Source organism: Clostridium tetani (genome assembly GCF_900167265.1).
Lineage (GTDB): Bacteria > Bacillota > Clostridia > Clostridiales > Clostridiaceae > Clostridium_G > Clostridium_G tetani.
Genome location: NZ_FUWT01000009.1, coordinates 1 through 14,506, shown reverse-complemented (window position 1 = coordinate 14,506; position 14,506 = coordinate 1). Strand labels below are relative to the sequence as shown.

Here is a 14,506-nt window from a genome sequence, read left to right as displayed (position 1 = left end):
AGGATGATTTTTAGATGAAAATTAAGAGAAACATCCATAACTATTCATTATTTATTATGGGAAAATAACTTAACCGTCCCCTATAACTATAACTCTACAACTACAGAAGTTTTTTAATTATAAAATTATCTGCAAGTAGAGTCCAATTTTGTGGAAATGGGAATCCTAAAGCCCAATAACTTATTCCAGCCAAATCATATTCCTTTACTAAATCAAATTTTGCTTGAGCACTTCGAGGATCTTCAAACCACACTTCATGCATTACACCATTATTATCTCTATATCTATAAAATGGAGACTGAGCCACAGGATCATATTGAATTACTGCATTGTATCTATTGGCTCTTCTGATAGCCTCTTGAATACTAAAGGTTTGCGCTTCTTGCCCTTGAACATGAGGAATAACCCAGTCCCTTGCATATATTTGGAATCCAAAATAAATTTTATCTTTAGGTATTACAGTTACAGCATAGTCAAGTACTTCCCTTATTCTATTAATTGGAGAAATTGCTTGAGGAGGACCTAATCTATAGCCCCATTCATAGGTCATTAAAATTACAAAATCCACAATTCTACCATGAGCTTCGTAATCGTGAGCTTCATATAAAAGACCTGTTTGTTCTCCGCTGGTTTTTGGAGCCAGGGCAGTGGATACAAAAAAACCCTGTGGATGTAGACGATCTACTGTACGTTGAAGAAAATTATTATAGAGTTCACGATCTTCTGGAAGTACATTTTCAAAGTCTATATTTACACCTCTATAGTCTTTCTCTCTTAGGACATTAATTATATTTGTTATTAAATTTTCACTTATTTCAGGGCTAGAAAGCACAACATGAGCAAGATTTTGTCCAAGTTCTGTAGAGGTAAAATTAGTTATAGACATCATAGGAACTACATTTTTTGAATAAGCTGCATTAATTGCAGGAACATCATCTATTGGTTCAAGACTACCATCCTCTTTTATTCTGTAAGCAAAGGGACTTAAGTAAGTTAGAAAATCACCATCTTCCATAACAATGGGTACAGCATTTTCTCCTAAATCATAGATATATCCATTTACATAAACCTCTGGTCTTTCTTTAATAACACCTGGAATAAATAATTGAAGTCCTGGAGAAATATTAGAGGGGTTAGGAATATTATTACTATTTACGATGGCTTCAACAGTGGTGTTATAATTTTGAGCAATTTCCCATAACGTTTCTCCCTGACGTACAATATGAAAAACTCCCTCTACAGGAACAATAATAGCCTGACCAACTTCTAAATCATTTGAATCAGGGAGTTTATTAGCCTCTATTGTTTCTTCAAGGGGCACACCATAATAATTTGATATTTGCCAAAGGTTTTCTCTTGGCTTTACTATGTGAATGATCATTAAAATCCTCCTAAAAAAGTATACACATAATTAGTTTATGAAATGTTTTATAGGTGGTGAACAAAAGTTTGTAATATTAAATTATCCTTATATTATAAAAGGATTTTACATAATATAAAATCTAAATCTATGGATTTTAATAAGGCTACTTGTTTTTAAAAAGAAATATGGTATAATGATTATGAAGTTATGGTTAATATTTTAACAAAGTAAAACTTATTGCTAAATAGTACGTATATATTCCCTCAAATATATATGATTTAGAAGAAATAGCCTAGTGAATTTAACAAGGCTATTTTTTGTGCAAAATTTTAACAACTTTAAAATTGTTAACTGGAATGCTTGCATAAATTTAGAAGATATATTATAGTTAATAATAAGTATTAATTAATAATAAATAAAAGTAGGTGAAATTATGAATTACTTATTTATACAATATCCTAAATGTAGTACTTGTAGAAAAGCTAAAAAGTGGTTAGAAGATAATAATATTAATTTTGAAGATAGACACATTGTAGAAGATAACCCTAGAAAAGAAGAATTAAAACAGTGGATTGAAAGAAGTGGATTTCCAATAAAAAAGTTTTTCAATACAAGTGGTATTCTCTATAGAGAAATGAATTTAAAAGATAAGATTAAGACAGCAGAGTTTGAAGAACTAGTTGATATATTATCAACAAATGGAATGCTAATAAAAAGACCATTCCTTATAGCAGATGGATTCGTATTATTAGGATTTAAAGAGGAAGAATGGAAGGAGAAATTATTATAATATTTTTAAAAGAAAAAATCATTACCATTATAAATATATAAATGTGAATTATTTTTACTAAATTTGGTAAGACTTTATAATGTTAATATATTTAAAACTAAAATATTATATGAGGTGATTTTATGTCAGTAAAAAATGCAATGACTGCTGATTTTTTAAGATCAGCATATGGCGGAGAAAGTATGGCGCATATGAGATATTTAGTTTGGGGGGAAAGTGCGAAGAAAGATGGTTTCCCAAATATAGGAAGATTATTTGAAGCTGTAGCTTATGCAGAAAGAGTGCATGCTTCAAATCACTTTACAGTACTTAAAGAACAAGTTGGTGACTTTACAGTTCCAGCAGGAGCAGTATTTGGTAAGACTAATATAGTAGAAAACTTACAAGGGGCTATTAATGGAGAACTCCACGAAATAGAACAAATGTATCCCGTATATTTAGAAACTGCAAAATTTCAAGAGGAAAATGATGCAAAAAGATCCTTTCACTATGCAGTAGAAGCAGAAAAACAACATGCTGAATTATTTAAAAAGGCTCAAGAACTAGCAAAACAAAACAAAGATATGGAAGACAATAAATTCTACATATGTCCGGTATGTGGATTTACTATAGAGGTAGAATCATTAAATGAAGTACCAGATAAATGTCCAGTATGTGGAGTATCAAAGGATAAATTTAAAGAATTCTAATGTTTATTGAATGTAGATATTTAAATTGAATGAAAAATTGGTGTGAACCCAAATAAGTAGATCTTTTTAAAAGAAGTTACTTATTTCTAAATCGCACTTCAGTATTCAACTGAAGTGCGATTTTTGGTTTTTATTGGAATTTTCTTCTAGATATACTCTAAGTTATTTTATATTTAGTGTGTACACCTAAGAGAGGGTACATAAATTTAATGAAAAGACGGACTTTTACGACTTTTGGGAAAATGTTGTATGAACTTGAAATATATGATAAACTATGTAAATAGAAAACTTTACACAAAGTTCAACACAAAACCAAATATAAAAGGAGATGTACTATAAATGGATCCATTAAATTTTATCTTAAGTTTAGCAATTATACTGTTAAGCACTAAATTATTGGGGATTTTAGCACAGCGTTTTCATATGCCTCAAGTAGTAGGTGCACTTTTAGCAGGTCTTATCTTAGGACCTTCTTGTCTTGCTATAGTTAATAAAACAGCTACAATAGCTGAATTATCACAACTTGGAGTGATTCTTCTTATGTTTAGTGCAGGACTTGAAACAGATTTAGAGGAGCTTAAAAAATGCGGAAAAGCTTCTTTTATAATTGCACTTTTAGGATTAATAATTTCATTAATTGGTGGCTTTTTAATAGCAGGTATATTTAATAATCCAGGTAAAATTTTAACTGGTGATTTTCATAAAGTATTAGAAAACATATTTATTGGAATAATACTTACAGCTACATCTGTTAGTATTACAGTAGAAACTCTTCAGGAAATGGGTAAATTAAAAACAGCCTCTGGTACTGCAATACTTGGAGCAGCTATAATAGATGATATTTTGGGAATAATAGCTTTAACTATAGTAACTAGTTTAGCAGATTCATCTGTAAAATTATCTTTTGTTCTTTTAAAAATAGTAGCTTTTTTTATTATTGCTTTTTTTATAAGTTTTGTTTTTGTTTCACTTTTTAAAAATATGTGGAATAAAAAGGGCGAGGCAAGAAGAGTTCCTATATTAGCTTTAGGATTTTGTCTTATAATGGCATTTGCAGCTGAACGTTTTTTTGGTGTTGCAGATATAACAGGTGCCTATGTAGCTGGAATTATTATTTCAAGAACACCTGCTTGTGAGTATATTGAGAAAAAGATAGAGGTAGTATCATTTTTGTTCTTATCTCCAATTTTTTTTGCCAATATAGGTATAAGCACTACTATAGATCATATGAATAGTACCATGATTATGTTTACTATAGCATTAACAGTTATTGCAATAGTAACAAAGATATATGGATGTAAATTTGGAGCAAGAATTTGTGGATATACCAAAGAAGAATCTCTTCAAATAGGTATTGGAATGGTATCTAGAGGCGAAGTTGCTTTAATAATTGCAAATATAGGAGCTTCTACGAATATATTAGAAAGTAAATTCTTTGCTCCTGTTATATTAATGGTAATTATTACAACTCTTATTACTCCGGTACTTTTAAAATTAGTATATTCGAAAGATGTAGAGCATAAAAATGTTTTACATAAGGCTTCCTAGAATAAAAATGTACAGTATCTATTTAAATACTGTACATTTTTATTTTAGTGTGCCCAGCATGGGCAACAACTTGATGGTGAAAGTCCGTTGTGGCTTGTAGTGGGAACCACTAGCTGATGGGCAAGAGTGTCCACCGCGAGGTGGAATCTGAATGAAGTCGAAGGCAAAATCTCGGTCTGAGAAACAAAACAAAGTTCAATACTACCCAAGTCCCTAGGAGTAAATATAGCAGATATATGAGATGAAGGTTGTTGTTCTTACCTGGGGAGCTTTGATAGATATATCACCAGGTGATGTAATTCATGAATGATAACCTACATAGTGATATGTGGCTGAATTATCAGAAGTCAGCAGAGGTCATAAGTTTTGTAGATATGCTGATGATTGTAATATCTACGTTAAAAGCTAGAGAGCAGGCAAACCTACCAATATGAGACATTGGAACCTGAAATGTGATAATAATCGAAAATGTTCAAGTTGTAGAAAGACAAGGCAGAAATTAGAGATGTACATTACAGGGGCGGAGATATTCGTAGTAGTGATGAAGCTTCCGTAAAGGATGTTAATTTAATAAAGCTGCATAAAGTTCACCATAATAACATGAAATACCATAAAAACCCCATGAAATACATGGGGTTTTTATTAATCTTGCATATTTAATTTTGAATGTACACATTTACATATTTTAATCCCCAGTTACAGGCTTCTTTGTGAGTATCAAAGTAAACATCGATGAAGTTTCCCTTAACTGAAGTGCCAGTATCAGCAGCTATTGCGTATCCATAACCTTCAACATAAAGTTTTGTTCCAAGTGGAATAACTCTTGGGTCAACTGCTATAGTGCTGTAACCATTTGGATTTCTTACAGCCTTTCTTCCAGAGTAAGTATAGGTATTATTTACTCCATGAACTGCCCAATATGCAGTAGCTTTCACTCTAAGCACACCTGAGTTTGCAAAGGATGTAGTAGTTCCTCTAGAAACAGGGATAGGTGATAGAGTACCTTGGGCTATAATTTTGTCCTTAGGTTTTTTAGTAATGGTTTCTTTTATTACTTTCCTTGAAATTTCTTTACCATTCTCATAAACTACATTTGTAGTAATTTGCTTTTCTCCTTTTTGTCCTTCTTGTAAAACCTTCTTTTTAGATTTTAACATACTGCTGTCATTTTTAAACACAGTATTGAAATTAACAGGAGCAGATTGAGTAATGGTCTTTTTTTCAACCCTAGTTATATCAACTTTCATACCATCAGATAGGGTTGTATCTTTTCCTGGTAAAATTTTATCTTCAGAGCCTAAAACTATTTTTTCTGCTTCTAACATAGATGCTATATCTTTTTCAGCAGATTTTATAGCCAATTCCTTGTTGTCTACATTGATTTGTACATTTACAGCTCTTTTAATATTTATAACATCCTTATTAGATAGTTTACTATCCATGTCTTTATCAATTTTGTCCTTTGGATTTAATTTAATATCTTCTTTTGCTAAAAAGTTTTGGACATTATTTTGATAGGTTGCAAGCTTCTTTTCTTCTCCATCTATAACTAGAGTTATACTTTTTCTAGATAGAGCAACAAAAGTGATTACTACAATTATAGATAGTATTATTAAAGTTTGAGCCGTAAGTTTTTTGCTATTATTTCTTTTACAAAAATCTTTTAAATTAGAAATCATAGTCATCTCCTCTCTACATTGACACTGTGGAAAGAATAACGTCAAATATTAATTTTTCAAACCTCCATATATAATTTTAATATTAATCATATGAAGCAAAAACCATTTTTATGTAAGTTTTATCCTTATTAATCCTAGAGAATAAATTTGTACCTATTATGGCGATAATTATATCATTACCAAAAATAAAATACAAGGCATAATATGGAAATGAATTGAAATAGATATTAATATAGAGGAAATCTAAGGAAATAAGGAATGCTTAAATATGGAAAAGATTGTTGATATAAAAAATGTTGAAAACTTAGGTTATATGTAGAATAATGATATAATAAGATAAAATACCGATATGATATAATATTAAGGAAGTGAATTTTAATGAAAAGAAGACATAAAATTATAATGACTATATTAATAGTAGCATTGGTTTTACCTGGATTTTTAAATCATTCTCATTCAAAAACTGAGAATGATTTTTCTATACCAGTATTAATGTATCATTCTATATCTAATGAGGAAAAAGGTTTATTCAAGGTTCCAAAGAATACCTTTTATGAACACATGAAATATCTTAAAGATAATGATTATAAAACGCTAACTTTAGACGAACTATATGATCATTTAATAAATGGAATACCTTTTTCTGAAAAATCTGTAGCTATAACCTTTGATGATGGATATAGTGATAATTATAAAAATGCTTATCCAATATTAAAAAAGCTTGGGCTTAAAGCCACTATTTTTACTATAACAGACTATATAGCTGATAATTCTTATTTTATGAGTAAAAATCAGTTAAAAGAAGTAGCTTTAAATGGAATAGATATAGAAAGCCATACAACTAATCATCCAAAGTTGGACAAACTATCACAGGAAGATAGAGTGAAAACCTTGAAAAAGTCAAAAGATGCCATTGAAAAATTATTGGACAAAGAAGTGAAATATATAGCATATCCTTTTGGAAGATGCAACCAAGAAGTAATAGATGATGTAAAAAATGCAGGATATAAAATGGCATTCACTACAAAAATGGGGTTTGCAAATATGAGTAGCGGTATATATGAATTAAAAAGGGTATTTATAAGTGGATATGCTGATGTAAAAAGATTTGAGAAGAAAATATGCAATTAATTAAAAAAAGTGAGTGGAAAATTTATTCCCTCACTTTTTTTATATAGATTATAATTTTTCTGTTTCGTTTTTAGTATTTAAAAATTCAAATTTTTCTACTCCTTTAAAGGTATCATTCCAACACTGAACTTTACCGAGTCCTTTAATATTTTTAGCATTAAATACAGGATTGTCACCTGCTTTTAATTGTTTCATATAATCATCAAAGGTAGCAAATGCAATAGGACCAAGTTTCCAAATTACAATTAAGTTTATAACTGCCATAGTGCCCATAAATACATCTGCAGCATCCCAAATTAGTCCAAAACTTGCAATAGAACCTAAAAACACCATAACTAATACTAATACTCTGTATGCTGTTAAAAACCCAGGACTTGATTCTATAAATTCAATATTAGATTCTCCATAATAATAGTTACCAATTATAGAACTATAAGAGAACAATAGAATACAAACTGCTAAGAAAGTATTTCCCCAGTTTCCTACTTGTAAGCTAAGAGCTGCTTGAGTAAGTTGTACACCTTCTAAACCAGCAGCATCAGGAGTATTAAGGATTCCTGATAATAATATAATAAAGGCAGTAGTGCTACAGACTAAAATAGTATCTACATATACTCCTAAGCTTTGGATAAGACCTTGTTTAGCTGGATGAGATGTATCGGCAGTAGCTGCAGCATTAGGAACACTACCCATACCAGCTTCATTTGAAAATAGCCCTCTTTTTACCCCATTCATTACAGCAGCACCAAGAGTACCTCCAAAAGCTGCTTTAACCCCAAAAGCATTAGAAAATATCATACCAAACATATGTGGTACTAGTGTAATATTCTTAATCATAATAAATAGGGCAACAAAAATATAAATAGTAGCCATAATTGGAACTATAGTAGCAGAAACGTTAGCGATTCTTTTAACTCCACCAAAGATTACATAACCTGTAACTATAGATAAAAGAATTCCTATATATACTGGTTTAATTCCGAAAGCCTTTGAAAAAGAACTAGCTATTGTATTAGCTTGCACAGAATTGAAAATAAAACCGAAAGTAACAGCAGTAAGTATTGAGAAGAATACACCTAATTTTCTTTTACCTAAAGCTTGTTCAATGTAGTAAGCAGGACCTCCTCTAAAGGTATCTCCATCTCTAACTTTGTAGATTTGACCTAGTGTACTTTCAATAAAACTTGTAGCACCACCTATTAAGGCAATAATCCACATCCAAAATACTGAACCAGGCCCGCCGGCAGCTATAGCAACTGCAACACCGGCAATATTGCCAGTACCTATACGTGAAGCAGCAGAAATACAGAAAGCTTTAAAAGGAGAGATACCTTTTTTTTCACCTAAACTATCTGTTGATTCACTCATAAGTTTAATCATATGACCGATTAATTTAAACTGGCCGAATTTAATTTTAAAAGTAAAATAGATACCAAGTCCTATTAGTAATACTATTAGGATGTAAGAATACAGCCAGTCGCTTAAATGACTAATAATTGTTTCTAAAGTTTGCATATTAACGTCCCCCTTTAATATAAAGCCTAAATTCTAATTTTAGTGTAATGCATTACATTGAAGTAATACATATAAATCTATGAGAAATTTAGAAAAGTATATCTATATTATACCGTTTTTTACTAATTTCTGATAGTCTTTTGCTTAATAAATTTAAATATTCAGAAGAGGGGTATGATTAAGAATAATTTAATTCATAGCTTATATGTAAGTAATATTGTACTTATTATTGATAAAATACCTTCTATAGCAATAAATTCATAGTTTCTGTTGTTAATATTATTAAAAAGCCATAGCAGCGGTTCGTTCAATATTAAAGTACTTAAAATCTGCTTCGATAGTGAAACTTGACCGAATTCTTTGATTTCACATAATAATTCAGTAAACTAATCACTGTAGATATATTGAAATTCTTTATAGTATTCAATTAAATTAACATTAGGATTTTTATTTAGCTCTTTTAATATTACTTCAATAATACTCTTTTTAAGTTCAGCTTGGAAAATATCATGCAATGAAGTTTTTCCATTGTTAAGTTCTTTTATTTTAGAAATTGGAACGTCAAGCTTACGAAGAATTTTTATTCTTCGTAATTCATCAATATTCTTACCATCATATTTACGATATGTATTTGAATTTCTCTTAACACAAATTAAACCCTCACTTTCATAAAACCGAATTGTCTTTGCTGATAAACCTGTTAATAGTTTAGCCTCTTTTATCAGTGATTCGTTGTACATACATTAAATTTTTAATATAAAAGTTTTTCATAGCAATTAAATTTATATGGTTTGTTTAAAAGATTTATTTCACCAACTTTTTCATAGCCACATTTTTGGAAGAGTGCATTCATTTTTGGATTTAAGGAATAAGTATCAGACTTTATCAAATGAATTTTTTTATCTTTTGCAAGTGTTTTAATATATGATAATAGTTTAGTGCCTACTCCTTGATGTCTATAAGCTACAGATACGGCCATACGATGAACAACTAAACACTCTCCACTATCACTCCACATTACATCTCCATATTCATTTGGTTCCACATCATTTATACAGATAAATCCGCACAAATTCTTGTTTTCTTCCATGACATAAAGGCTATGAGCATCAATATCACATTGAAAATTTTGACGTGAAGGATAATTTTTGTCCCACTGAGTATTGTTATCCAAAGCCATAAATTCTATTGTTTCAGAAATAATTTTCATAATATTATCCAAATCATCGTGAACAGCATGTCTAATCATAAATTTTTCCTCCTTAATAATGCATTTAGTTAACTAAATGTGATTTTATATGAAAATTGTATCATATTATTTTAATTTTTGGACAATCTCTAATAAATTAGATATAATTAGATAGTAGTTTAGGGTATTTATGAAATTTTAAAATGAAGTAGAGGAATTTAAAAATTAAAAATGAATTGTGATATTTCACTTAAAATGTTGAAATATCACAGTTTTTTTCTATTGATTAGCTAAAAAGTGGGATAAAACATTAGATAATAAAGATTATAATATACAAGGGGGCGTATTATGAAAAATAATAGAGATAGTTTTGAATCCAAGATTGGTTTTATTTTAGCATGCATAGGTTCAGCAGTAGGTATGGGAAATATTTGGTTATTTCCTTATCGTGTAGGGCAGTTTGGGGGGGCGGCATTTTTAATACCTTATATTATATTCGTTGTGGTTATTGGATTTACAGGAGTTATTGGGGAAATGTCCTTTGGTCGTGCAATGGGAACAGGACCAGTTGGAGCATTTAAAAAGGCATTAGAGAAAAGGGGAAAAAAGCATGGAGATCTTATTGGACTTATTCCAGTAATAGGTTCTCTAGGCATTGCCATAGGATATTCAGTAGTTGTAGGATGGATACTTAGATTTACCGTAGGAACTATTACTGGTTCAATGATAAAAGCACCAGATAGTGGTGTGTATTTTGCTTCTATTGCTGGAAAACTAGGAAGTCTTAGTTGGCATCTTTTAGCATTGGCATTAACCTTTATCATTATGACTATGGGTGTTTCTAAGGGAATAGAAAAGGTTAATAAGATTATGATGCCTGCTTTTTTTGTGTTGTTTTTAATTCTTGCAATCAGTGTTGGAGCATTACCAGGAGCTATAGAAGGATATAGATATTTGTTAGTTCCAAAATGGGAATTCCTTGGAGAGCCTAAAACTTGGGTGTTTGCTCTAGGGCAGGCATTTTTCTCTCTTTCATTAGCGGGGTCAGGAACTGTAGTATATGGAAGTTATTTAAAGAAAACTGAAAATATTGTACAAAGTGCAAAGTATGTGACTCTATTTGACACCTGTGCAGCAATGTTAGCAGCACTTGTAATCATACCATCAGTATTTGCCTTTGGTATGGATCCCACAGCAGGACCACCGCTTATGTTTATTATAATGCCTAACGTATTTAAGCAAATGCCTATGGGACAATTATCTGCAATTATATTCTTTTTAGCAGTTTTATTTGCAGGAATTACATCTTTAATGAATCTATTTGAAAGCCCAATAGAGGCATTACAAGAGAGATTTAACTTTTCTAGAAAAGCTTCAGTTTGTATTATTGCAATGATTGGGGCAGTTACAGGGATAATACTTGAAGATGCAAACAAACTTGGTATTTGGATGGACGTAATATCTATTTATGTTATTCCTTTGGGGGCACTTCTTGCTGGCATTATGTTTTTCTGGATTTGTGGTTCAAAATTTGCAAGAGAACAGGCGCAATTAGGTAATAATAAGGAAATAGGTTCTTGGTTTGAACCTATGACAAAATATGCATTTTGTGGACTTACAATTATAGTTTATATTCTTGGAATATTTTATGGAGGCATTGGATAAATTTATTTAATGAAGAATTAATAAAAACACCTCATTTCATGTTAATAGTTGAAATATTAACATGAAATGAGGTGTTTTTATTGCTAGTAGAAAAATAAGACTTAACCGTCCCTTATTTTTGTGATACACCCCAAGAGTTTAAGTTATTACAATTTCCTATCCAAATAGGGCAGTTCATTGGAATAAAATCAAATAATTCCTCAACATCGTTATTAAACATGCGAATACAGCCTAAAGATACATTAGTTCCGATGGACCAAGGATTATTGCTACCATGTATTCCATACATAGAACCACCATCAATTGATAGCCCAAGCCATCTTTTGCCTAAAGGATTTTGTGGGGTTCCGCCTGATATAACTTGTCCTGTTCTTGTGCTGATCCAAGTAGGATTTATAAGTTTCGATACAATAGTAAATTTACCTTCTGGTGTATAAGAAGGTGAGGCACCTGCAGCTACTGGATACTTTTTGTATACTTTGCCATCTAAATATACTGTTAAAATTCTCTTATCCTTATTTATAACCATAGAATAGCCATGTTTTAAAGTTTCAGGAACAGAATCAGAGGGATTATTATTTTCATTCATTAAATATTTTGAAGTTTCAGGGCCTACAATACCATCACAATTTAAGTTCTTAGAACTTTGAAATTGAAGTACTGCATATCTAAAATCTAGATTTTCATCGTTAAATCTATTCTTATATAGTCCAATTTCCTTTAGTTTATTAAAATAGTCTTCATAACTGTAATTTTTATTTTCTATATTTGAAGGTTTAGTTTTCTTAGGGATTTCTTTCTTTTTTTCATCATTATTTTTATTCTCATTAACTTTGTCTTCTTTCTTCTTATTAGGATTAGGTTTATCCTTTTTTGTATCATTATTTTTAGATTTAGTATCTGTTAAAATAACTTTACTAGTTGTTGGACTTTTATAGGTCTCTGCACTAAATTTTTTATAGCTTATTTTATAAGAGGTATAAAAACAAAGTACAATAGCTATAAGCAATGTAGTAATTATTTTAGCTTTTTTATTAAACATAATATACACCTCCTTTTGATAATATCAATATACATCTACACTAATAATAATATGTATTTTTTTTCATAATGATACCAATAGTTTAGTTTATATAGGATGAATTGGAAGTAATCATAAAAATCATTGACATTGATAATCAATAATAGTTGAAAGTGGTTATCGATGATGATATAATGAACTAGGATTTTGAATTCGAGGAGTGATATTATGAAACTTTACCCAGATATAAATAAAAGAATAAGCATTGCAGTAGCAGGTTTTTTACTAATGAGTGGTACACACTATACTGTAAAAGCTGCATCAAGTGTGACAAATTTACCAGGATTGGAAATTAATCATGGTTACAATAAAGTTGAAGCTAAGAATAAAAGTGGACTATATGAATTAAATGTAAAAACCTTAAAGGAAGATAGTGATGAAGCCTCTATGGCAGGTGGTTATTTAGAAAAGGCAAATTATGAAATAAAGGACGATAAGAAATATTTCATATTAACATTAAACAGAACAGATTGGATGAAAGACATAACAGCAACAGTGGATGGAACTCAAGTTAAACCATCGGTTCAAACTATTGAAAAAAATGATAAGGGAGAAGAAAAAGGAGAAATAAGATTTGAAATAGGAAATTTAGATTCAAAAGTAGTATTAAGTATTAATGTAGTACCAATGGGTGATTCTAAGGTTAGCTTTAAAGTTGTACCGGAAAAAAATACAGTTAAATTAATACAGGAATATAAAGAAGATACTTCAAAGGAAACACAAAACACAAAACCAGAAGCACAACCAAATCCAAGCTCAGATGTAAAAACAGGAACAAAACCAGAAGCAGAACCAGACTCAGAGGTAAAGCCAGAAGTAAAACCAAACGTGAAGCCAAATTCAAATTCAGAAGTAAAAACAAGAACTAATATAGAAGTTGTAAAAGAAGGATTATATGAATTAAAAGGAAAGGCGTTAAAGGAAGATTCAGATGAAATATCAAAGTCAAATAGTTATATAGATAAGGTAGAGTATGAAATAAAAGATGGGAAAAAATATTTAATAACCAATTTTACTTCCTTTGATATTATGAAAAATATTAAAGTAATAGTAGATGAAAAAGATGCAACAGCAGAAATTGAAAAAACAGGTAATGGTAAAAAAGGAAAGGTAAAATTTGAAGTAGAAGATTTAGATTCAAAAGTTAAATTTAAAATGACTATAAACCCATTTTTATTTGTTAATAGAGATGTATCATTTGATCTTTCTTTAGAAAAAGATACTGTTAAGTTAATAAAGGAATATAATCAAGATAAGCCAGATTTAAAGACAGAAGAAAAACCTGATGTAAAACCAGGAACGGGAAATAAAGATAAAAATGAAGTATCAGAAAGTGTGAAGAAAGACATAAATGTAACAGTTTTAAAAGAAGATTCAAATGAACCATCTATGGCAGGACAATATATTGATAAAAATGTTGTTTATACAGAAAAGGATGGTAAAAAATATTTCAAAATAACAGTAAACAAAATAGATTGGATGAAGGATATAAAAGTCTCAGTAGATGGACAAAGTGTTAATTATGATCAAAAACAATCTGGTGAAAATGCTGATTTAACTTTTGAAGTAAATGGTGAAAATTCAGAGGTTTTGTTAAATATGAACATAGTACCAATAGGAAATACTAAGGTAGGATTTAGAATAGTAAATTCAAATTCAATAAAACCAGAGGAAAAACCCGTGGAGAAACCAGAAGAAAAGCCTACAGAAAAACCTGATATAAAGCCAGGAACGGGAAATAAAGATAATGATGAAACAGTAGAGAGCATAAAGAAAGACATAAATGTAGCAGTTTTAAAAGAAGATTCAAATGAACCATCTATGGCAGGACAATATATTGATAAAAATGTTGTTTA

The 14,506-nt window shown here is 30.1% G+C and carries 13 protein-coding genes; 7 read left to right on the top strand and 6 right to left on the bottom strand.

The genetic code is table 11. The features are described 5' to 3' along the window. Positions 1-100: 100 nt before the first annotated feature. On the bottom strand, positions 101-1,381 hold the full coding sequence (locus tag B5D21_RS07900) for a glycosyl hydrolase family 18 protein (protein ID WP_011099415.1): 1,281 nt from the start codon (positions 1,379-1,381) through the stop codon (positions 101-103). A 415-nt stretch (positions 1,382-1,796) separates the two neighbouring features. Here B5D21_RS07900 and B5D21_RS07895 point away from each other — a divergent pair, with 415 nt between their 5' ends. The 4 genes from B5D21_RS07895 (at position 1,797) to B5D21_RS14400 (ending at position 4,824) form a co-directional block, all read left to right on the top strand. Continuing rightward, positions 1,797-2,153: an arsenate reductase family protein gene (locus B5D21_RS07895; protein WP_011099416.1), complete on the top strand. Its 357-nt coding sequence runs from the start codon at positions 1,797-1,799 to the stop codon at positions 2,151-2,153. Between the two features lie 122 nt (positions 2,154-2,275). Further along, positions 2,276-2,842 (top strand): rubrerythrin family protein, encoded by a 567-nt coding sequence (locus B5D21_RS07890; RefSeq protein ID WP_011099417.1) that lies wholly within the window; start codon positions 2,276-2,278, stop codon positions 2,840-2,842. Positions 2,843-3,181: 339 nt separating this feature from the next. Then, a complete protein-coding gene (locus B5D21_RS07885) occupies positions 3,182-4,390 on the top strand; it encodes a cation:proton antiporter (RefSeq protein ID WP_011099418.1) in 1,209 nt (402 codons plus the stop codon). 302 nt (positions 4,391-4,692) lie between these two features. After that, positions 4,693-4,824, top strand: coding sequence for a hypothetical protein (locus tag B5D21_RS14400; protein WP_274542137.1), 132 nt, complete (start codon positions 4,693-4,695; stop codon positions 4,822-4,824). Between the two features lie 222 nt (positions 4,825-5,046). Here the strand turns inward: B5D21_RS14400 and B5D21_RS14395 are convergent, their stop codons facing one another. Continuing rightward, positions 5,047-6,069, bottom strand: a complete 1,023-nt coding sequence (locus B5D21_RS14395) for a G5 domain-containing protein (RefSeq protein ID WP_035109959.1) — start codon at positions 6,067-6,069, stop codon at positions 5,047-5,049. A gap of 378 nt (positions 6,070-6,447) precedes the next feature. On the opposite strand from B5D21_RS14395, the gene B5D21_RS07875 reads away from it, so the two are divergent. After that, positions 6,448-7,200 carry a polysaccharide deacetylase family protein gene (locus B5D21_RS07875; protein ID WP_011099420.1) on the top strand — a complete coding sequence of 251 codons (753 nt, stop codon included), beginning with the start codon at positions 6,448-6,450 and terminating at the stop codon, positions 7,198-7,200. A 48-nt stretch (positions 7,201-7,248) separates the two neighbouring features. Here B5D21_RS07875 and B5D21_RS07870 read toward each other — a convergent pair whose 3' ends face one another. The 3 genes from B5D21_RS07870 to B5D21_RS07860 form a co-directional block, all read right to left on the bottom strand. Beyond that, positions 7,249-8,715 carry an alanine/glycine:cation symporter family protein gene (locus B5D21_RS07870; protein WP_011099421.1) on the bottom strand — a complete coding sequence of 489 codons (1,467 nt, stop codon included), beginning with the start codon at positions 8,713-8,715 and terminating at the stop codon, positions 7,249-7,251. A gap of 386 nt (positions 8,716-9,101) precedes the next feature. Then, complete coding sequence (locus tag B5D21_RS14170) at positions 9,102-9,455, bottom strand: MerR family transcriptional regulator (RefSeq protein ID WP_052042374.1); 354 nt, start codon at positions 9,453-9,455, stop codon at positions 9,102-9,104. Positions 9,456-9,466: 11 nt separating this feature from the next. After that, on the bottom strand, positions 9,467-9,964 hold the full coding sequence (locus B5D21_RS07860) for a GNAT family N-acetyltransferase (protein WP_011099422.1): 498 nt from the start codon (positions 9,962-9,964) through the stop codon (positions 9,467-9,469). 288 nt (positions 9,965-10,252) lie between these two features. Here B5D21_RS07860 and B5D21_RS07855 point away from each other — a divergent pair, with 288 nt between their 5' ends. After that, positions 10,253-11,569, top strand: coding sequence for a sodium-dependent transporter (locus tag B5D21_RS07855; protein WP_011099423.1), 1,317 nt, complete (start codon positions 10,253-10,255; stop codon positions 11,567-11,569). A 112-nt stretch (positions 11,570-11,681) separates the two neighbouring features. Here the strand turns inward: B5D21_RS07855 and B5D21_RS14265 are convergent, their stop codons facing one another. After that, positions 11,682-12,611, bottom strand: a complete 930-nt coding sequence (locus B5D21_RS14265; RefSeq protein WP_052040365.1) for a L,D-transpeptidase family protein — start codon at positions 12,609-12,611, stop codon at positions 11,682-11,684. A 207-nt stretch (positions 12,612-12,818) separates the two neighbouring features. Between B5D21_RS14265 and B5D21_RS07845 the strand changes: the two genes are divergently transcribed. Further along, the coding region (locus B5D21_RS07845) for an NEAT domain-containing protein (protein ID WP_200809739.1) at positions 12,819-14,506 on the top strand (1,688 nt) is incomplete at its 3' end.